Raw genomic sequence first — 20,234 nt, 5'->3', positions numbered from 1 at the left:
AGTTCCGATAGGCTGTCAAGCTTGGTGGGCGGGATTATTCGCTGCGGAAGTGTTTGGAGAGTTTCAGACCCTGCGCTTGATAGTTGGAGCCTAGCCCGCTTCCGTAGAGGCCTTCGGGCTTGGTCAGCATGTGTTCGTAGACCAGGCGGCCGACGATCTGGCCGTGCTCCAGGATGAAGGGGACTTCGTGACTTCTGACTTCCAGGACGGCGCGGCTGCCGGTGCCGCCGGCGCTGGCGTGGCCGAAGCCGGGGTCGAAGAAGCCGGCGTAGTGGACGCGGAATTCGCCGACCAGCGGATCAAAAGGGGTCATTTCAGCGGCATAGAGCGGGGGAACGTGGACGGCTTCCTGAGAGACGAGGATGTAGAACTCGTCCGGGTCGAGGATGAGTTCGGCTCGACCACGGGCGTAGATCGGCTCCCAGAAATCCAGCACGTCGTGAGCGGCTTTCTGGTCGACGTCAACCACTGCCGTGTGATGCTTGCCGCGATAGCCGATCAGGCCCTTCTCGCCGAACCCCTGAAGGTCGATCGATAGCGCGATGCCGCCACCGGAGACGTTGGGCGTTTCGCTGGCAACCAGGGTTTCGGCTTCGTGCAAAGCCAGCAACTCCGCATCGGCAAGCACGGAATGGCCGATACGAAAGCGGATCTGAGACAGGCGAGAACCCTGGCGCACGACGATCGGGAATGTGCGTGGGCTGATTTCGAGGTAGAGCGGGCCGTTATAGCCTGCCGGTATCTTGTCGAATTCCTGCGCATTGTCGGTAATGACACGGGTGAAAATGTCGAGGCGGCCCGTTGAGCTTTTCGGGTTGGCGGAGGCCGACATATCGGCTGGGAGGGCGAGCGCTTCCATCAACGGTACGATATAAACGCAGCCGGTTTCGAGAACCGCACCTTCGCTGAGGTCGATTTCGTGCAGGCTGAGGCGCGTCAGCTTTTCGATGACTTTGGTGGAGGGGCCGGGCATGAAGCTGGCGCGCACGCGGTAGGCTTTGACACCCAGACGCAGATCGAGGCTGGCGGGCTGGATTTGGTCGGCATCCAGCGCCCGCTCGCTCTTCAGCTGTCCAGAGCGAAACAGTTCCCGGATAGCGCCATCCGCCAATATGCCTGTCGTTCTCGTCATCTTTTCATCATCCCTTTTCACGGCGACAAAACCAAAAGCAGGGCATTGACGCAAGTCGTTAACGGAGTTAAGGCACTCTTATCCCGTGGTGATTTGGCCGGTCGGCTTGCAGCCACGTTAAATAAGTGGCTAAAAAGACCGGGTGCGCTTGTAACCGGTCTGCTTTTGCGACCGGTTTTTTTGTTTGTAAGGTGATGACATGAGCAAGAAATGGCGCCCGGCAACACAGCTGGTACACGGCGGCACACTGCGTTCCGCTTATGGCGAAACGTCTGAGGCGATCTATCTCACACAGGGTTTCGTCTACGACACGTCCGAGGCCGCCGAGGCGCGCTTCAAGGGTGAGACGGAAGGCTTTATCTACGCCCGTTACGCAAGCCCGACCAATGACATGTTCGAGAAACGCATGTGCCTGCTGGAAGGCGCCGAAGACGCCCGTGCGACGGCCTCCGGCATGGCAGCTGTCAGCGCCGCTATTCTTTGCCAGTTGAAGGCAGGTGACCACATCGTTGCCGCCCGCGCCCTGTTCGGCTCCTGCCGCTGGGTTGTCGAGACGCTGGCTCCGAAATACGGCATCGAATGCACGCTGGTCGATGGCCGTGATCTGGCCAACTGGGAAAAAGCCATTCAGCCCAACACCAAGCTGTTTTTCCTCGAAAGCCCGACAAACCCAACGCTGGAAGTGGTCGATATTGCTGGCGTTGCGAAGCTCGCCAACCAGATCGGTGCCAAGGTCGTCGTGGATAACGTGTTTGCCACGCCGCTTTTCCAGAAGCCGCTGGAGCTGGGAGCACATATCGTCGTCTACTCCGCAACCAAGCATATCGATGGCCAGGGTCGTTGCCTGGGCGGCGTCGTTCTCTCCGACAAAAAGTGGATCGAGGAAGAACTTCAGGACTATTTCCGCCACACAGGCCCGGCCATGTCGCCGTTCAACGCATGGACCTTGCTGAAAGGCATCGAGACGTTGCCGCTGCGCGTGCGCCAGCAGACGGCCAATGCCGCCAAGATCGCCGATTTCCTGGCGGATCAGAGCAAGATTGCCAAGGTGATCTATCCCGGCCGTGCCGACCATCCGCAGGCCGATATCATCGCCAAGCAGATGACCGGTGGCTCGACGCTGGTGTGCTTTGAACTGAAGGGCGGCAAGGAAGCGGCATTCAAGCTGCAGAACGCGCTGGAGATCGTCAAGATTTCCAACAATCTCGGCGACGCGAAGAGCCTGATCACGCATCCAGGCACGACGACGCACAAGAACCTGACAGATGAGGCGCGTGCGGAGCTGGGCATTTCCGGCGGCACGCTTCGACTGTCCTGCGGTATCGAAGATACCGACGACCTGCTGGAAGATTTTGCTGCCGCGCTGGCAAAGGTCTCAGCCTGATGAACGTAATGTGGCCCGGTCAATCGCGGGCCACATTGAACGTCCCGCCGCAATGTTAATTCCGGGTTCATGAAACCAGAGTTACCGTTCCCTTTGCGAAATGCGCAAAGTTCTGTGAACGGCCTCTAATATGCCCGCATTTTATTGACGATCTACCGCGCCTTTGGTGTAGAGTGCCAAGAGAAGCAATTACTTAGGGTCCCGTGAATGTACCGTGCACTGACAAGAGATATCGAGGTCACAGTCGACCCCTATTATCTTGACGAGCAGTCCGACCCGGACGATAGCCGGTACGTCTGGGGCTATACGGTTGTGATTTCCAACAATTCCGATCTGGCCGTAACACTTGTCAATCGCTACTGGCATATCACCGATGAAAACGGCCAGGTGGACGAAGTCTCAGGCCCCGGCGTGATTGGCGAACAGCCGCATCTCAAGCCCGGCGACACTTACGAATATTCCTCCGGCTGCCCGCTGGACACGCCCTCAGGCTTGATGTTCGGCCATTATGAAATGCAGGCTGAAACAGGCGAAGTCTTCACCGTGGCAATTCCAGCGTTTTCGCTCGATAGTCCGGGGCTGCTACGGGTTTTGAACTAAAAAAGGCGGGGTCTTACCCCGCCCTTGGCATCAACCTTCGACTGGTAGTTCTTCCACCTGATAGTGATAGGTCGTCGAGCAGAATTCGCAGGTGACGGAAATGACGCCGTCCTCCTGGCTGTCGCGGATTTCCTCGGCGGAAAAGCCCGATAATACGCCCTTGATCTTATCACGTGAGCAATTGCAGCGATCCAAGATCAATTGTGGTTCGTAGACGCGCACGCCTTGTTCGTGGAACAGACGATACAACAGCTTCTCTGCCGGGACCTGTGGGTCCGTCAATTCATCCGTATCAACAGTATCGATCAAGGCGACGGCTTCGTTCCAGGCGTCGTCTTCCGCAACGTCGACACCACTCTCGTCACCGTCGCCGCCATGCAAATCCCGTTGACGAAGCCGTTCCGGTGCCTGTGGCAGAAACTGCGCGATGAGACCACCGGCACGCCAGCCATGACGTGGCTTGCCCTCCTCGTCCCGATCAAACAGTTCGGCAACGCCAAGCCTTACCCGCGTCGGCAACTGTTCCGACTGGCGGAAATAGACGCCTGCGATGTCTTCCAGCGTAGAACCGTCCAGCGGCACGATGCCCTGATAGGGCTGCATTCCGACGCCCTGATCGATGGTGAAGGCGAGGATACCGGCACCGAGAAGCTGCTCTGGTGAGGTATTGCCGGCAACTGTCGCTTCCGCAAGACGCTCTTCATCGAAGCGGGCATAGGCACGCATGTTTTCAGGCGCGGTAAAATCCGCGACCAGCAGATCCACAGGGCCATCGCTCTTGGTCTGAACGGTCAACTTACCGGAGAATTTCAGCGACGTGCCGATCAACGCTGTCAGGACCACAGCTTCAGCCAGAAGACGGGCGACGACGGGCGGATATTCATGCCGTTCCAGAATGGAGTTTAGAAGCGGTCCGACCTGCACGGCGCGGCCGCGCACATCTAGCCCTTCCACCTGAAAGGGAATGACCTTGTCGTCGCCTGCAAAATCGAGAGTGTCCAGATCTACCGTCACATCTGCCATGTCATAAACTCCTTGATGCCCGTCTGGCGCGCAGCCGCGCCAGACAATCGACACCGCAAGCAGCATCGATCAACGGGCCTGATATTCGTTCTCGCATAGATAAACCGGCGGAGGGGAAAACGGAACCACGTCCGGGCGGGTATTGCGGTGAACAATTGATGAAAAGCCGCCGTCACAAAATCTGGCAGCATCGACTTGGGCTAAAGATGGGAAGCCATGCCGGAAATTCAAGCATCCCGGCACGGCGCATCGCCTCGACAGCGTTTGTCAGATCAGATGACGCCCATGCACCAGGCGATGATGGCCTTTTGCGCATGCAGGCGGTTTTCCGCTTCGTCAAAGACAACGGATTGCGGGCCATCGATGACCTCATCCGTCACCTCTTCTCCGCGATGCGCCGGCAGGCAGTGCATGAACAGCGCGTCCTTGTTCGCCTTGCCCATCAGGCCGGCATTAACCTGGTAGGGCTGAAAGACGTTGTGGCCACGCGCCTTGTGCTCCTGGTTCATGGATACCCAAGTGTCCGTTACGACACAATCGGCACCTTCGACGGCACGTTCCGCATCGTGATACAGCATGACTTCGCCGCCATTGTTGCGCGCCCAGTTCATGAACCGATCATGCGGCTCAGACCCCATCGGCACCGCCATGTTCATGCGGTAACCGAAGCGCGCCGAGCCCTCGACCAGCGAATGCAGCACGTTGTTGCCATCACCGGTCCAGGCAATCGTCTTGCCCTTGATCGGGCCGCGATGCTCTTCGAAGGTCAGAATATCGGCCATGATCTGGCAGGGATGGGTATCATCCGTCAGACCATTGATCACGGGCACGGTCGCATGTTCGGCAAGCTCCAGCAGACGCGAATGGTCGGTGGTGCGGATCATGATGGCATCCACGTAACGCGACAGAACCTTTGCCGTATCGCCGATGGTTTCGGCGCGGCCGAGCTGCATTTCCGTACCGGACAGAAATAGCGTCTCGCCACCGAGCTGGCGCATGCCGACATCGAAGGAGACACGAGTGCGCGTGGAGGGCTTTTCGAAAATCATGGCCAGCATCTTGCCAGCCAGAGGCTTTTCCGCCGTTCCGTTCTTGGTCGCGATTTTGCGCGTGCGGGCGTCATCCATAATAACCCGCAGGTCTTCCGAACCGACGGCCGAAAGGTCTAGAAAATGCTTTGCTGATGCCATTTCAATAAAGTCCCATCAATGCAGGCCGCGCCACGCGCTTGCCTGAACAGTGCGCTTTTCAAGCGCTTTTTGCCATTTTCGTGGTGAGTGCTTCCGCAGCGCGTTCAAGGCGTGCCAAGCCTTCGCGCGCCTCTTCCACCGTCACGACCAGTGGCGGCAGCAAACGGATGACGTTATCGCCAGCTGGAACACCCAGAAGGTGCTCGGCACGAATGGCATGCAGCAGATCAGACGACGGAACCTTCGCCTTGACGCCGATCAGCAGCCCCTCGCCGCGAATTTCCTCGATCACATCGGGATAACGATCCTTTAGCGAGGCAAGCCCCTGACGGAACACCAGCGTGACATCGCGCACGTGCTGGAGAAAGCCCTCAGCCAGAACGATATCCAGCACGGCGTTACCGCAGGCCATGGCCAGCGGATTGCCGCCATAGGTCGTGCCGTGAACGCCAGCCGTCATGCCGGATGCGGCCTCTGCTGTGGCAAGGCAGGCACCGAACGGGAAGCCGCCGCCGATTCCCTTGGCAATAGCCATGATATCCGGCGTTACGCCCGACCACTCATAGGCAAAGAACTTGCCTGTGCGGCCAACGCCCGTCTGCACTTCGTCAAAGATCAGCAACAGGCCGTGCTCTTCGCACAGTGCGCGCAACTCCCGCAGAAACTCCGGCGCAACCGGACGAACGCCGCCCTCACCCTGAATAGGCTCGATGAGCAACGCCGCCGTTTCCGGAACGATCGCTGCTTTCAGTACTTCCAGATCGTTGAACGGCACCTGATCGAAGCCTTCGACCTTCGGGCCGAAACCTTCGATGTATTTCGGCTGACCGCCAGCGGCGATGGTCGCCAATGTGCGCCCGTGGAACGCACCTTCGAAGGTGATGATGCGGAACTTCTCGGGATTGCCGTGGGTATAATGGTAACGACGCGCGGTCTTGATTGCGCATTCCAGTGCTTCTGCACCCGAATTGGTGAAGAAGACCTTGTCCGCAAAAGTTGCATCCGTCAGCCGCTTGGCCAATGTTTCCTGGCCCGGAACCTCATAGAGATTGGACAGGTGCCAGACCTTCTCGGCCTGCCCCTTCAGAGCATCCACCATATGCGGATGGCTGTGACCGACCGACGTGACCGCGACGCCCGCGCCGAAATCCAGATATCGCTCGCCGCTCTCGGTCACGAGCCATACACCCTCGCCGCGCTCGAAGCGCAAAGGGGCTCTGGAAAACGTATCGAACAATGGCGTGGTGTCGGCCATGGCTGCAGCACTCCCTGCGCAAAAGCGCTATCAATAGGGCTTATCGGTCATCCCGTGCCTGAAAATCAAAAATGCCGCCTCGCGGCGGCTTGGGGTATTCTTGTACGTCGCGCGCACTATTGTCACTTCCCCTGCCGATGTCAACAAATGTCCGCCTGTTGCGGCCTTCTCAAGCCATGGTAGAGCTGAATTTGGCGCCCACAAGGTGTTGCTTTTCTGACTCACGGATGAAGCAAGTTGGGGAAAACCGGAAAATCGATTCCAGATGATTCTCCCGACTCTTGTCACGGAGTCTGCCGACGATTAGGTTAACTCTCAATTACTAGAACGCAAGCGGCGGAACTAGTCACCTAAAATCTGGCGGATGCTCTGCGCGTGGTTTGCTCCATGGCATAGAGCAAGATTCTGCCTGCGCGACGAGCGGAGAAGCGGTATGAACTGGACTGATGAACGAGTCGAAAGACTGAAGCGCCTGTGGTCCGAGGGACTGAGCGCCAGCCAAATCGCAGCGCAGCTCGGCGGCGTCAGCCGCAACGCCGTCATCGGTAAAGTGCACCGCTTGAACCTTCCGGGCCGGGCGAAAGCTGGTGGCACGGTTGCAACGACACGTCCTGCCGCCAAGCGTCCCGCAGCCGCTGCTGCCGCACCTCGCGCAACAAACTTCCAGGCACGCCCCGCCACTGCCCGTCCGACCATCCGTACCGCGGGCGCAACGGCGCTGAAGGACGAGATGGGCGTCGATACCGCGCAGGTTTTGGAATATGTTCCCGTCAGCAACGCATCGCTGCCGACATCTCTTCGCCTGACATTGACCGAGTTGACCGAACGCACCTGCAAATGGCCTGTCGGCGACCCGCTGAAGGACGATTTCCACTTCTGCGGCTGCGAATCCCACGAGTCGTCGCCCTACTGCAAGTTCCACGCGAAGATGGCCTACCAGCCTGTCAGCGAACGCCGCAGAGCCTAAAGGCTACAGAACTTTAAGAGGAAAGCGGGCCATTGGCCCGCTTTTTTAATGCCTGGAAATTTCCGCGTGCTTCCGCTGGCGCAGGCAAGCTTTACTCAGCGCATAGATCACCCCGCGATCGCTGTGATAAGCCAAGATGTCGCGCCACTCGTGCACGTCTTGCGCAGTGATAAGCTCCGGGAGGCGGTTTCGTACCTCGTCGTCTTCAGCCAAATGTTCGATAAAGCCGACGGCGACGGCGGTTTTGATCTCGTTATGCGGTGCTGTGAGACAATAGCGTGCGTAATCCAGGATAAGGCGGGGCTTTTCGATGTCGCCGCTTTTCATGGAGTCTTCAAACAACACGCGCAGCTCTATCCACGCCGCCACTGGCGACCAGGCCTGCTCGATTTGTTTGCGAATATCCGGTGCGGCCTCGATAGCCTTCCGACGCCATGTGCTCATGTCATCCGTCCAGCACTGTGTCTCACAGCCACATAAGCTATTATATTTTGAGAGAGAATGTCACGACAGATGGAGGGGCATTTTGGTGGAAACGTCCTCGACGGCTCCTGCAAGGCGCAAGGCCTGCCTGCGGAGTCAGCCGCAGGGCGCAACGTGCTTCGGCAGCACGGCGATGAGATGATCCAGCCCGCCGGATCGCAGCCCTTCGCATGAACGGCTGCTGGATCCCGGGTGAATGCTTCAGCCCTGGCGGGCCTTGCGGTTGGCGTAACGACGGTCGCGTTCTGCCTTGCGGGCCGCTTCGTCTTCAACGACGCGGGCGATACGATTTTTTTCAGCCGCCTTGCGGGCGTCTTCTTCAGCATTTGCAGCAGCTGCAAGCTCGGCTTCGCGTTCCGCGGCCTCTGCCTCAAGGCGAAGTTTTTCTTCGCGCTTCTGCGCGTCTCGTTCAGCCTGACGCGCTCTGCGTGCTTCGGCAACAGCAATCTGCTCCGCCTGCTTCGCTTCGAGTGTCGGTGCGGCAGCTTCCTTGGCTTCGCGATAGGCCTTCAACATGGCGGCCTTGGCTTCCGCGGCAGCGCCGCGACGTTCGGAAACTTCGTTGTTCTTGATATTTCTAGTGTTTCTCAAATCTCTATTCCAGTTGATGCGTCACGCCGACCGGGGGTCAGGATTTTTTGGCGCGTTTCGTTGGGATGATTGCGGGCTTCATGCTGTCGTCCAGTTCTTTCGCAAGGCGCGCTTCGCGCAACCGGATGGTCTTTTCGTCGCGAGCCTGGGCAATGGAGTTGAGTTCATCAACGGCACGGCCGCGCGCAAAAAACTGCGATTGCGTGGCACCGAAGGCGATTTCAGCCTGCTTGCGAGATTTGCTGTGAGCGTCAGACATGGATTTCCCTTCTTACCGCATCGCACTGAAAATCGGAATCGATTTTTTAAAAAGAACGATACGCAGATTTAGTCCCTGAAGCGTATTCGTGCATCTCGACGATGCAATACCTTCAAGCGCTTGGCCGCCGAGCGGCACAAAAAAAGGCCAGGCAACCTGCCTGACCTCGATTGGTCTCATGCTTTCAACAGTGCCAGTACATCCGTGGTCAATGGAAAGCAGATTCCGTATTATACAGCCTGCAGGTTGCAAGCAGACATTTTGCCCGACTTGTTGTCGCGCTCAAGGTCGTAGCTCAGCTTCTGGCCTTCAACGATTTCGCGCATACCTGCACGCTCTACAGCGGAGATGTGTACGAATGCGTCTGTGCCGCCGTTGTCAGGCTGAATGAAGCCGAAGCCCTTGGTGGAGTTAAACCATTTTACTGTGCCTGTGGTCATAATGAACCCTTTCAAAGCATATGTTATAGATCGCAGGACAGAAGCCCTACGTGCGAGTACAGCGATTTTTTTGAAAGGAAGGGTTAGTTCAAAGCGCGGTGCTAATCGCGCGGTAACCAAAGCTCAGCAAGCAAAAGATCGATGAGCCATTGATAGACGGTTATCGCCCTATAGTCAAACTTATAATTCCGAAATTTTCAATTTAGGGTTTGACGGGATTTTCATATCGATCCCAAAAGCCCGGCCCGAAAGGGCTTTGATGGTACTTTCAAGGGGCAAGATAACGCAAGACACCGCCCCTTTCGGAGCGGTGTTATATTTAGCTTAGCGTGACGCATCTCGGTTTTTAGTGGGAGCAAACCAATGCTCCCTGCCCCATATCAGGCTTCCATGGAATAACCCGCACCGCGCACGGTGCGGATGACATCCTGCATGTTGGAGAAGTTGAGCGCCTTGCGCAGGCGGCCGACATGAACGTCTACAGTGCGTTCATCCACATAGATATCGTGACCCCAGACGCCATCGAGCAGTTGGGAGCGCGAGAAAACCCGACCGGGAGACACCATCAGGAATTCCAGCAGGCGGAATTCGGTTGGCCCGAGGCGCACTTCACGGGTCTTGCGGTGAACGCGGTGGGTTTCGCGATCCAGCTCGATATCGCCGCATTTCAGAACCGAAGACAGAACCTCCGGACGGGCACGGCGCAACATTGCCTTGACCCGCGCCATCAGTTCTGGCGTGGAGAAGGGCTTGACCACGTAGTCGTCGGCACCGGTGGCCAGACCGCGCACCCGCTCGCTCTCCTCACCGCGTGCCGTCAACATGATGATCGGCAGCCGTTCGGTTTCAGGGCGCATTCTCAGACGGCGGCAAAGCTCGATGCCGGAAACGCCCGGCAGCATCCAATCCAGGATCAAAAGATCCGGTGTGCGTTCCTGCAAGCGGATTTCCGCCTCGTCACCACGCGGAATCGTATCCACGTCGTAACCTTCGGATTCCAGATTGTATCGAAGAAGAACGCTCAACGCCTCTTCATCTTCGACAACTGCGATTTTCGGCACCATGGCTAGGGACTCCGCCAGTCTTATAAGGAATTCACTCGGTGACTGCGCCGAGCGTGTTGGAACTATCGTCCTTCGGACGTTCGCCTTCCGGCTGGCTGCCGGTGGCCATGTAGTAGATGGTTTCGGCGATGTTGGTGGCGTGGTCACCGATGCGCTCAATGTTCTTGGCGCAGAAGAGAAGATGCGTGCAGGTGGTTATGTTGCGCGGATCTTCCATCATATAGGTCAGCAATTCGCGAAACAGCGATGTGTACATCGCGTCGATTTCTTCGTCGCGTTCACGGATGGCCTGGGCCTTTTCCACGGAGCGGGTCGAGTAAACGTCGAGGACTTCCTTGAGCTGAACCAGAGCCAGCTCTGAAAGATGCTCGATGCCACGCGCCAGCTTGCGCGGAACGCCGGTGCCGGAAACGGCCAGAACACGCTTGGCGGTGTTCTTGCCAAGATCGCCCACGCGCTCGAGATCGGCTGCGATGCGCAGCGTCCCGATGACTTCGCGCAAGTCTGCGGCCATTGGCTGCCGCTTGGCGATGGTAACAATCGCCTTGTCGCCGATTTCGCGTTCGGCGTGGTCCAGAATTGTGTCGTCCGAGATCACCTTCTGCGCCAGTGCAGAGTCCGAATTGACGAGCGCACGCACGGCGTCGGCGCACATCTGTTCGGCAAGGCCACCCATTTCGGCGATCCGGCGGGTGAGGAACTTCAACTCGTCATCATAGGCGGACATGATGTGGGAATGTGTCGGCATGGTCGAATTCTCCAGTTTCGTGACGCCGCCCCGCAAGCCTGACCAGGCTCAAGCGGGTTGGCGTGGATGTCTCATCACACAACAGACGACGGGATCAGCCGAAGCGACCCATGATGTAGTCCTGCGTGCGCTGATCATCCGGGTTCGTGAACATCTTGTCGGTATCGTTCTCTTCGACCAGATGGCCGAGGTGGAACATGGCGGTACGCTGAGACACGCGGGCCGCCTGCTGCATGGAGTGGGTCACGATGACGATGGTGTAGTTTGCGCGCAGCTCGTGGATCAGCTCCTCGACCTTGGCAGTCGCAATCGGGTCCAGCGCCGAGCAGGGCTCATCCATGAGGATGACTTCAGGCGAAACGGCAATGGCGCGGGCGATGCAAAGACGCTGCTGCTGACCGCCGGACAGACCGGTACCGGATTCGTGCAGGCGATCCTTCGCTTCGTTCCAAAGACCGGCCTTCTGCAGGCTGGCTTCTACGATTTGGTCCATGTCGGCCTTGTTGCGGGCGAGACCGTGGATGCGCGGACCATAGGCGATGTTTTCATAGATCGTCTTCGGGAACGGGTTCGGCTTCTGGAACACCATGCCGACGCGGGCACGCAGTTCCACCACATCGATGATCGGATCGTAAATATCTTCTTCATCGAGCGTGATCTTGCCGGCAACGCGGCAACCATCGATCGTGTCGTTCATGCGGTTCAAGGTGCGCAGGAACGTCGACTTGCCGCAACCGGACGGACCGATCAGAGCTGTAACGGTGTTTTCGCGAACGTTGAGGTTCACATCGTAGAGAGCACGTTTCTCGCTGTAATAGACGGAAACGTCCTTGCCGATCATCTTATACGAAACTTCATTCATTTTCTTGTCCAGCGCCTTTTCAACTGCTGCTTCCGACAACATGTTCATAGCCTTAGCTCCCTCTACCAGCGCCGTTCAAAGCGGCGACGCAACAGAATTGCGCCAACATTCATGACGATGAGGAACATGAGCAGGATGATGATAGCGCCAGATGTTCGCTCAACAAAGGCACGTTCTGCTTCGTTCGCCCACATGTAAATCTGCACCGGCAGGGCCGTAGATGGGTCCATGGGTGTTGTCGGATAATTCGCGACGAAGGCGACCATGCCGATGAGCAGCAGGGGAGCGGTTTCGCCAAGAGCATGCGCCAGGCCGATGATGGTACCGGTGAGAATACCGGGCATGGCAAGCGGCAGGACATGGTGGAAAATCGTCTGCATTTTCGACGCGCCAAGGCCAAGAGCCGCAGCACGGATGGATGGTGGCACGGCTTTCAACGCCGCGCGGGTGGCGATGATGATGGTCGGCAGCGTCATCAATGTCAGCACCAGACCGCCGACCAGCGAGGCTGAACGCGGGAAACCCAGAAAGTTGATGAAGACAGACAGACCGAGCAGACCGTAAACGATCGAAGGAACGGCAGCGAGGTTGTTGATATTGACCTCGATGAGATCCGTCAGACGGTTCTTCGGCGCGAATTCTTCCAGATAGATGGACGCGGCGACACCGATGGGCAGCGACAGCACCAGCACGATCATCATCATATAGAAGGAGCCGATCAATGCGACGCCGACGCCCGATGCTTCCGGACGGCTGGATGCGCCGTTGAAGAAGATGCCGGTGTTGAACTGCTTGGCAAGCTGGCCAGCATCGGTCAGTTGCTTGACCCAGCCGAGTTGCTGATCCGAAATGCGGCGGTTGGCTTCGTTGACGGACAGATCGATCTGGCCCTTGACGGCGCTGTCGAGATCACCCGACGCCAGAAGAGAAACCGTGCGCGTGGTGCCGATAATGCTCGGATCCTTGACCACGACGTCGCGCAGCTGAGCGCGGATGCTATCCGAGATCAGGGCGTTGACGGAGCGCAGGGCCGTGCGGTCATCCAGCGATACGCCGAGTGCCTTTGCAACCGCATTGCGAGCGATGACGGGATAGTTGGCCGTCGCCAGCTTTGCCGGGTTCTGGGCGCGGACATTGTCAGGATCGATGATCTGTTCAGAGAACTCGACCGGAACCGTGATCATGGTCTGCTGGAACGCCGTATAGCCCTTGCCGACAACCGACCAAAGCAGAAGAAACAGAAACAGCAGGCCGAAGGTGATGGCGGCAAGACCGTAGGTGCGGAAGCGGCGCTCGGAGGCATAGCGGCGTTTGATGCCGATATCGCGCCGGACCTTCTTCGTTGCGGCTGGGGCGATGGCGCCCGGAGTAACGACGTCGGTCATTCGTACTGCTCCCGGTATTTGCGCACAATGTAGAGCGCGTAGATATTGAGGCATAGCGTGATGGCAAAGAGAGTGATGCCAAGCGCAAAGGCAACCAGTGTCTGCGGCGAGGTGAACTCAAGGTCGCCCGTCAACTGGCTGACGATCTTGACGGTGACCGTGGTCATCGGCTCGAACGGATTGAGTTGCAGGCGGGCGGCAACACCGGCAGCCAGCACCACGATCATGGTTTCGCCGATGGCGCGCGAGGCCGTCATCAGGATGGCACCGACGATGCCGGGAAGAGCCGCAGGAAGGATGACCTTCTTGACGGTTTCCGAGCGCGTGGCACCAAGCCCCAGCGAACCATCGCGAAGCGTGCGAGGAACGGCGGTGATGATGTCGTCCGACAGCGACGAGACATAGGGGATCAGCATGATGCCCATGACGAAGCCGGCGGTGATGACGCTCTGTGCCTGGATGAAGTTGGTGTAGTCGCCGGTCGTCAGGCCGCTGATCTGCGAGGAAATATCGCGAAGGAACGGACCAACGGTCGTGAGCGCGAAGAAGCCGTAGACAATGGTTGGAATGCCGGCCAGAACTTCTAGAAGCGGTTTTGCGACCGAACGGAAGCGAGGGCTGGCATATTCCGCCATATAGATGGCCGAGAAAAGCCCGACGGGAACGGCAACGAGCATGGCCACGAAACCGATATAGAGAGTGCCTGCGAGCAGCGGTATAAGGCCGAACTGGCCAGCACTATCGGAGGAACCGGCAGCCGCAAAGCGTGGGTCCCAAACCGTGCCGAAGAAGAACTCATGGGCCGGGACCATATTGAAGAACTGAATGGCTTCTGTCAGCATCGACAACACGATGCCGACGGTGGTGAGGATGGCAATGGACGATGCCAGCAGCAATGCGGCGAGAATGACCTTCTCGACATTGTTACGCGCCCGGAACCGTGGCGCGATGCCGCGCATGGCGTAGAACGCACCAGCGATCGCAGCACCCAGTACGATCACGACCATTCCGATGCGGCTGGCTGCCGTCATCGTGTTGAGCGTTTCAGCCGCCTCGACCATGTAAGGCTGAGGATCGCCCGCAATCGCCACACCCTTTGCACCCAGCAGAGGGCGAAGCGTGGCAGGATCGGCTTTCGCCTGTGCAAATTCTTCCGGTGTCAGACGCTGCAGGCCGCGCGCAATCGAGCCGACCATACCATAGCTGAGGCTCTGTTGCGCTTCGGATTGCGCCTTGATGTCATCTGGAAAGGCACCGCGTACGGCCGATGTGATGACAAGCGGGCTAACGGCCAACCAGAGCGCCAGAATAAACGCAGATGGAAGAACGGCCCAGACCAGAACGTAGGAGCCATGATAGCCCGGTCGGGAATGCATGGCTGACGGACGAGCACCCGCCAGCGCAATGGCACGGCGCGAGCCAAGCACATAACTGGCAATGCCGATCAGCACCAATATAAGCAAAAGTATGGATGTGTTCATGGAGACTTTCCTCGGCGCATCATGAGCGGGGATGCGGTATCAGGCAGCTTTGTTATTTGAACATCGGATCATCCGAAAACCGTCTTGGACCTTATGGGCCCAGTGGTTTCGCGACAGGTGCCGTATTTCCTTTTGGCTTCGGCATTCCGGGTAGATACGTCGTATTTATCGACATCTTCGCCATACGATAAATAGGACCTATCAACCCACGCAGACCTTGCCGGCGGAGATGGGGTGGAGAGCGCGACGGATGCCGCGCCCTCCGAGAAGATTACATGATCTTGCCAGCTTCGAACTGCGCGCGGATTTCCTTGCGCTCAGCTTCCGGTGCAGCAACCAGGCCGTAGTTGGCCAGTGGAGAGTCAGGGCCGATCATCTCGTCAGAGGTGAAGAACTCTACATATTCCTTGAGGCCCGGGATAACGCCGACATGTGCCTTCTTGACGTAGAAGAACAGTGGGCGGGAAACAGGGTACTTGCCGCTTGCAACGGTTTCAGTGGAAGGAACAACGCCGCTGACGGTCGCAACCTTCAGCTTGTCCTTGTTGTTTTCGTAGAATGCGAGGCCAAATACACCGAGGCCGGTCTTGTTGGCGTCGATACGAGCGAGCGTTTCTGTGTAGTCGCCGTCGATGTCGACAGCAGCGCCGTCCTTACGAACTGCGATGCACTTTGCAGCAGCCTGCTTGGCGTCAGGAACGAGGGTCTTGAGAGCGTCGGTTGCTTTCGCTTCCTTGCAGCCATCAGCCATGATCTTCTCTTCGAAGACTTCGCGTGTGCCGTGCTTGGAACCAGGAATGTAAGCAGCGATCGCTACGTCTGGCAGTTCCTTGTTGATTTCCGACCACTTCTTGTAAGGGTTGGCAACAAGCTTGCCGTCCTTGACGACTTCAGCAGCGAGACCGAGATACAGGTCCTTTGGCTCAAGCTTGACGTCCTTGTTGGACTTGTCCATGGCGAAGACGATACCGTCGTAACCGATCTTGACTTCCTGAACGTCAGTCACGCCAGCCGTCTTGCAGGCTGCAAGTTCGTCAGCCTTGATTGGACGCGAAGCGTTTGCGATGTCGATGGTGCCTTCACCAACGCCGGAGCAGAATGCCTTCAGACCACCGCCTGTACCGCCGGACTCGACAACTGGAGCCTTGAAGTCAGGGAAGGTTTCAGCAAACGTTTCAGCAACGATCTTTGCGTAAGGCAGAACGGTGGAGGAACCGGCAACCTGGATCTGGTCGCGAGCAGCGGCGGCGCCGGCAAAAGCGACAGAAGCCACCAAGGCAGCTGCGGACAATTTAACGATATTCATGTGAATCTCCCGTAGGGTGCCCGCGGTGGGCATTTGTGGACGCTGCCGGCAGGAGTGTTACCCTCTCACCCAACTTGGGCTGCCCCGGCGCCTCTTCTTAATCAGTCTTGCAACACCCTTTTATGTCACTTCAGTGAAGTATTTGTGACAGTCTAAATCATTGATTTTAAATTATTATTTTTAAAGTGTACGTATGACGAAAGCGTTATATGTCAAAATCTGACGGTAAAGTCCGTTCCGACCTCAAGCTCCGAGCGGATAATCAGCCGGGCGCGGTGGCGGGTGAGGATATGCTTGACGATTGCAAGGCCCAAACCGGTGCCTTTTTTAGAGCGGCTGTCCGCAACGCTGACGCGGTAAAATCTCTCGGTCAGGCGCGGAACATGCTCTGCGGGAATGCCAGGCCCCTTGTCCACCACGCTGACTTCGACAGGTTTTCCGGCATCGACGCGCAAAAACACGTCTACCACCTTGCCGTCCTGGCCGTATTTGCAGGCATTTTCGACAAGGTTCTGGAACACCTGCACCAACTCGTCACGATCACCGGTCACTTCGACCTTTTGTTCCGGCACATGCAGATTGATGGTGATGTCGAGGTCCTGCGCCAGAGGCAGAAGCGAGTCCCGCACATGCCCCAGCAACGGCACCAGATCGACCTTTTGATCCGGCGCGATATTCGCACGCAACTCCAGCCGAGACAACGACATCAGATCATCGACCAGGCGGCTCATGCGGGTTGCCTGATCCAGCATGATGCCCAGAAACCGCTCGCGTGCCTTTGGATCATCACGGGCTGGACCCTGCATGGTTTCGATAAAGCCTCGCAGCGAAGCCAAAGGCGTGCGCAGCTCATGGCTGGCATTGGCAACGAAGTCGCTGCGCATGCGGTCGATCCGGCGAAGCTCGGAGACATCACGGAAAGAGAGGATATAGAGCGGCGCGCTGGCCTGCCCTTGCATTTCAGCCAGCGCGATGCTGACGATGAAGACGCGCTCGGAAGGTAATCTCTCGGAATGCTCGACCTGATTGGGTTGCCCCGTGGCAATGGTTTCGCGAATGACATCCAGCAGACCCGGAGAGCGTAGTCGTCCGGAAATGTGCGAGCCGACCGCTAGCGTTCCGAAGGCCCGGTCCGCGGCATTGTTTTCAAACAGGACGCTGGCGTTGCGATCCAGAATGAAAACCGGCGTATCGAGGACCGCAAGGCCGGAACGCACACCGGCGATCTGGCTTTCACTGACGGTCGGCTCCTCCTCAGCCACAACATCAGCAGTATGTTGCCGGGGCAATCTCACCACAGCGCCAGAGCTGATTGCCAGAATGGCGAGCACCGCACCCAACCAGAGAAACAGAGGAACATAGGGCGAGCGCAATTCCGAAAGCGTCACGGCGGCGAGCATGGTGACGACCAGAATGGGCAGCCAGCTTCTGCGAAGCCTATGCAAATATCGCCCCAATGAGTCTCCACCTTCCATGATTGCCATCGTCGTCCACTTTTCTTCTACGCCGAAATCAACGCATCAAAACCTTTTATCCCTCTTTCATGACAAAGATTCATCACTATGTCTTTTCCACAGCCTGTATCAACGCAATGCCACGACGCCGATCTGAAACACCACACCCCAGGGAGCCATGATGAGCGAAAACGCCAAGGACCGTTCGGTTGAACTTCAAATCGGGGGCAAAACCCGCATTTTCAATATTGACGATCCGGTTCTGCCGGACTGGGTTGAAGACAAAAAGCTCTCCGCCGGCGGCTATCCCTACGACAAGAAGATGAACCGCGACGAGTATGACGAGACGCTTGAGGCGCTACAGATCGAGCTCGTGAAAGTGCAAAACTGGTTGCAGGCAACCGGCAAGCGTGTGATGTCAGTGTTCGAAGGACGTGATGCCGCCGGAAAGGGCGGGGTCATCTCGGTCATCAAGGAATATCTCAACCCCCGTAATGCGCGCGTCGTTGCGCTGACCAAACCAACGGAAACCGAACGCGGTCAGTGGTATTTCCAGCGCTATATCTCGCATTTTCCAACCGCTGGCGAATTCGTGATGTTCGACCGCTCGTGGTATAATCGGGCAGGCGTCGAGCCGATCATGGGCTTCTGTACCCCGGAGGAGCACAAGCGCTTCCTCAAGGAAACGCCCCGGCTTGAAAAAATGGTGGTCCACGAGGGCACCTATCTGTTCAAGTTCTGGCTGGATACGGGTCGCGAAACCCAGCTCGACCGTTTTCATGACCGCCGTCATAGCCCGCTGAAATCCTGGAAGCTTTCCGACATGGACATCGCCGCACTGACCAAGTGGGACGATTACACCGCCATGCGTGACCTGATGCTGGAGAAGACCCACATTGAAGACGCTCCCTGGACCGTGATTCACGCCAACGACAAACGTCGCGCCCGCATCAACCTCATCAAACACATTCTGACGTCACTGGATTATGACGGCAAGGACAAGAAGGTGATTGGCGATATCGATGGCAAGATTCTGGGGTTTGGTCCGGATTTCTTGAAGTAGTCTAACCGGCGGGGAAAGACATTCACTGTCTTGGCGTTGCGATCGCCGCCCGCCGTCTCATTCCTGTGCTTGTCACAGGAATGAGGGAAAGACATTGGGAGCTGCATTACTCCCCAGGTAGAATCCGCACGGAGTAGAGATTGACCGGGCGGCCGTTGCCATCGATATCGCTGTTGATGACGATGCGACCGGGACTATTGGGGGCCAGCGTCCGGTCGAATGAGACGTTGATCAGCATATCGGCGCGCTCGGGCGTTGCCGTGAACCGGTGGCGGGCGCAATCTCCAAGGCTGCCGAAATCACAGCTGATGGACAGCTGCGTCTGCCGGTCGCTGGAAGATTGCAACGTAATGGCGATGGTCGAGGATTTCCCGGCCATCTCGCGCAGCACTTCTGTCGGCACCGCAATGCTGACGTTGCCGTCTGCCTCCGCCACACGCGACGTCAGCCGCACGGCCTTGCCCGCAGGTGTGGAAATACCCTCGATCGCGGCCAGAGAGCCTGCTTGCAGGCCGCTATTGCCTCTGTCAGCATTGAAAATCTCGTTCCAGGCATCGGAAAAGCCGCGCCCGGCTTCAAGGCTCGGCTCCGGCTTGGCTTCCGCGCCGGTGAAATCTTCCGACTGCACTTCAGGCGGCGGATTGGGAACGCCGGTATCGCGCTCGGCAGGGCTGAGCAGCAGGCCGGAACTATAGACCCACCACGCGCCGAAACCTAGAAACGCCAACAGGGTAAAATAAATGAACAGCCGGGCGACCAGCCGCTTTTTGCGCCGCGCTTTGGCTGCGCGCTGTGGCGTGAAGGCAAGAGACCCCATATTCGCGTCCGACGCGGATCGGGCATCCGGCGCGACCACGCCACGGTCGGCACGAAAATCTCCGGTGTCGTGATCGGTCGTCGTCTCCTCGGAAACGTCTCCCCTCAACTCCGCCTCGACTGGCAGCACATCGTCCTCACTCTGTGCGGAAGAGATGGTTGGCGGAACCTGGCGGACAGGAGACGGAGCAGCCGGTGCACGGGCTGCTTCACGCCGAACGTGATCTTCAACCACATTGAGCAGACGATTTCGCTCTTCGCTTTCGATAGCATGGACGAGCGTCTCGAGCCGCTGGCGCTGCTGCGCCACCACCTCGGGGTCTTCTATGCCCTGCTTGCGCAAACCCGCTTCCAGCGCCTGCCGCGACGATTGGTAGATCCGCGCGCGCACCTCGGCGCTCGATCTGTCCGATTTTTCCAGGGCATTCCTGATTGCCGTTTCCAGTCCGCTCACGACCCGTCCTTTTCTTGCCATGCAAAAAGCGTCTGCGGCATTGCGCCATGTTGTTTACGATTCGGTAACGACTCGCTTGGCCAATCGCAAGCGATGTATTTCACAAACAGCGGAATGGCTTGGGGAAAAGCATTGAAGAGCGCTCGAAATCCAGCGATTTCCCCGACTCGCCCTCTGGAAGGGGCCGGGGGCGATGCACGTGGCGGCGGTCGTATTCTTTTTCTCTTTTCATACCACATCGGCTTCGCTACATCTTACGTGCGCGTAAACGTCATTC

The 20,234-nt window shown here is 57.8% G+C and carries 21 protein-coding genes and 1 riboswitch; of the genes, 5 read left to right on the top strand and 16 right to left on the bottom strand.

The window, feature by feature from the left end; all coding sequences use genetic code 11:
• Window positions 1-34 precede the first annotated feature (34 nt).
• Window positions 35-1,132: a 2'-deoxycytidine 5'-triphosphate deaminase gene (locus CPJ18_RS01780; protein ID WP_103656943.1), complete on the bottom strand. Its 1,098-nt coding sequence runs from the start codon at window positions 1,130-1,132 to the stop codon at window positions 35-37.
• Window positions 1,133-1,207: 75 nt separating this feature from the next.
• A riboswitch (SAM riboswitch) is annotated at window positions 1,208-1,286 on the top strand.
• A gap of 45 nt (window positions 1,287-1,331) precedes the next feature.
• Here CPJ18_RS01780 and CPJ18_RS01775 point away from each other — a divergent pair.
• A complete protein-coding gene (locus CPJ18_RS01775) occupies window positions 1,332-2,516 on the top strand; it encodes an O-succinylhomoserine sulfhydrylase (RefSeq protein WP_077105294.1) in 1,185 nt (394 codons plus the stop codon).
• A 207-nt stretch (window positions 2,517-2,723) separates the two neighbouring features.
• Window positions 2,724-3,116 carry a Co2+/Mg2+ efflux protein ApaG gene (gene apaG / locus CPJ18_RS01770; protein ID WP_077119424.1) on the top strand — a complete coding sequence of 131 codons (393 nt, stop codon included), beginning with the start codon at window positions 2,724-2,726 and terminating at the stop codon, window positions 3,114-3,116.
• Between the two features lie 30 nt (window positions 3,117-3,146).
• Here the strand turns inward: apaG and CPJ18_RS01765 are convergent, their stop codons facing one another.
• From CPJ18_RS01765 to CPJ18_RS01755, 3 genes are all read right to left on the bottom strand, one after another.
• Window positions 3,147-4,139: an Hsp33 family molecular chaperone gene (locus tag CPJ18_RS01765; protein WP_103656942.1), complete on the bottom strand. Its 993-nt coding sequence runs from the start codon at window positions 4,137-4,139 to the stop codon at window positions 3,147-3,149.
• 272 nt (window positions 4,140-4,411) lie between these two features.
• A complete protein-coding gene (gene argF, locus CPJ18_RS01760) occupies window positions 4,412-5,329 on the bottom strand; it encodes an ornithine carbamoyltransferase (RefSeq protein ID WP_077105296.1) in 918 nt (305 codons plus the stop codon).
• 58 nt (window positions 5,330-5,387) lie between these two features.
• The gene (locus tag CPJ18_RS01755; protein WP_103656737.1) at window positions 5,388-6,584 is read right to left on the bottom strand and encodes an aspartate aminotransferase family protein; all 1,197 of its coding nucleotides are present in this window, start codon (window positions 6,582-6,584) and stop codon (window positions 5,388-5,390) included.
• 433 nt (window positions 6,585-7,017) lie between these two features.
• Here CPJ18_RS01755 and CPJ18_RS01745 point away from each other — a divergent pair, with 433 nt between their 5' ends.
• Window positions 7,018-7,551: a GcrA family cell cycle regulator gene (locus CPJ18_RS01745; protein ID WP_077119430.1), complete on the top strand. Its 534-nt coding sequence runs from the start codon at window positions 7,018-7,020 to the stop codon at window positions 7,549-7,551.
• A gap of 45 nt (window positions 7,552-7,596) precedes the next feature.
• Here CPJ18_RS01745 and CPJ18_RS01740 read toward each other — a convergent pair whose 3' ends face one another.
• The gene (locus tag CPJ18_RS01740) at window positions 7,597-7,995 is read right to left on the bottom strand and encodes a DUF7674 family protein (RefSeq protein ID WP_103656736.1); all 399 of its coding nucleotides are present in this window, start codon (window positions 7,993-7,995) and stop codon (window positions 7,597-7,599) included.
• A 57-nt stretch (window positions 7,996-8,052) separates the two neighbouring features.
• On the opposite strand from CPJ18_RS01740, the gene CPJ18_RS26720 reads away from it, so the two are divergent.
• A complete protein-coding gene (locus CPJ18_RS26720) occupies window positions 8,053-8,208 on the top strand; it encodes a hypothetical protein (protein WP_153366839.1) in 156 nt (51 codons plus the stop codon).
• 27 nt (window positions 8,209-8,235) lie between these two features.
• Here the strand turns inward: CPJ18_RS26720 and CPJ18_RS01735 are convergent, their stop codons facing one another.
• The 10 genes from CPJ18_RS01735 to phoR form a co-directional block, all read right to left on the bottom strand.
• Complete coding sequence (locus CPJ18_RS01735) at window positions 8,236-8,625, bottom strand: DUF6481 family protein (protein ID WP_077119434.1); 390 nt, start codon at window positions 8,623-8,625, stop codon at window positions 8,236-8,238.
• 37 nt (window positions 8,626-8,662) lie between these two features.
• Window positions 8,663-8,884: a hypothetical protein gene (locus tag CPJ18_RS01730; RefSeq protein WP_077105301.1), complete on the bottom strand. Its 222-nt coding sequence runs from the start codon at window positions 8,882-8,884 to the stop codon at window positions 8,663-8,665.
• A gap of 230 nt (window positions 8,885-9,114) precedes the next feature.
• Window positions 9,115-9,324, bottom strand: a complete 210-nt coding sequence (locus CPJ18_RS01725; RefSeq protein ID WP_067648892.1) for a cold-shock protein — start codon at window positions 9,322-9,324, stop codon at window positions 9,115-9,117.
• Between the two features lie 380 nt (window positions 9,325-9,704).
• Window positions 9,705-10,388, bottom strand: coding sequence for a phosphate regulon transcriptional regulator PhoB (gene phoB / locus CPJ18_RS01720; RefSeq protein WP_045229896.1), 684 nt, complete (start codon window positions 10,386-10,388; stop codon window positions 9,705-9,707).
• A gap of 31 nt (window positions 10,389-10,419) precedes the next feature.
• Window positions 10,420-11,136, bottom strand: a complete 717-nt coding sequence (gene phoU, locus CPJ18_RS01715) for a phosphate signaling complex protein PhoU (protein WP_077105302.1) — start codon at window positions 11,134-11,136, stop codon at window positions 10,420-10,422.
• A 94-nt stretch (window positions 11,137-11,230) separates the two neighbouring features.
• Entirely contained in the window at window positions 11,231-12,046 is an 816-nt protein-coding gene (pstB, locus tag CPJ18_RS01710; RefSeq protein ID WP_077105303.1) for a phosphate ABC transporter ATP-binding protein PstB, read from the bottom strand.
• A gap of 14 nt (window positions 12,047-12,060) precedes the next feature.
• Window positions 12,061-13,383, bottom strand: a complete 1,323-nt coding sequence (gene pstA / locus CPJ18_RS01705) for a phosphate ABC transporter permease PstA (protein WP_103585093.1) — start codon at window positions 13,381-13,383, stop codon at window positions 12,061-12,063.
• On the bottom strand, window positions 13,380-14,864 hold the full coding sequence (gene pstC / locus CPJ18_RS01700; RefSeq protein ID WP_103585094.1) for a phosphate ABC transporter permease subunit PstC: 1,485 nt from the start codon (window positions 14,862-14,864) through the stop codon (window positions 13,380-13,382). The genes pstA and pstC overlap by 4 nt, the downstream gene beginning before the upstream one ends.
• A 271-nt stretch (window positions 14,865-15,135) precedes the next feature.
• Window positions 15,136-16,170 (bottom strand): substrate-binding domain-containing protein, encoded by a 1,035-nt coding sequence (locus CPJ18_RS01695; RefSeq protein WP_077119438.1) that lies wholly within the window; start codon window positions 16,168-16,170, stop codon window positions 15,136-15,138.
• 212 nt (window positions 16,171-16,382) lie between these two features.
• Window positions 16,383-17,654, bottom strand: a complete 1,272-nt coding sequence (gene phoR, locus CPJ18_RS01690; RefSeq protein ID WP_103656735.1) for a phosphate regulon sensor histidine kinase PhoR — start codon at window positions 17,652-17,654, stop codon at window positions 16,383-16,385.
• A 151-nt stretch (window positions 17,655-17,805) separates the two neighbouring features.
• Here phoR and ppk2 point away from each other — a divergent pair, with 151 nt between their 5' ends.
• Complete coding sequence (ppk2, locus tag CPJ18_RS01685; protein WP_103656941.1) at window positions 17,806-18,687, top strand: polyphosphate kinase 2; 882 nt, start codon at window positions 17,806-17,808, stop codon at window positions 18,685-18,687.
• A 106-nt stretch (window positions 18,688-18,793) separates the two neighbouring features.
• On the opposite strand, the gene CPJ18_RS01680 is transcribed toward ppk2, so the two are convergent.
• Window positions 18,794-19,957, bottom strand: a complete 1,164-nt coding sequence (locus CPJ18_RS01680; RefSeq protein WP_103656940.1) for a hypothetical protein — start codon at window positions 19,955-19,957, stop codon at window positions 18,794-18,796.
• Window positions 19,958-20,234: the final 277 nt, after the last annotated feature.

The sequence above is a fragment of the Agrobacterium rosae genome, assembly GCF_002915175.1.
In the GTDB taxonomy this organism is placed as follows: Bacteria; Pseudomonadota; Alphaproteobacteria; order Rhizobiales; family Rhizobiaceae; genus Agrobacterium; species Agrobacterium rosae.
This window is presented reverse-complemented; position numbering and strand designations above follow the sequence as displayed.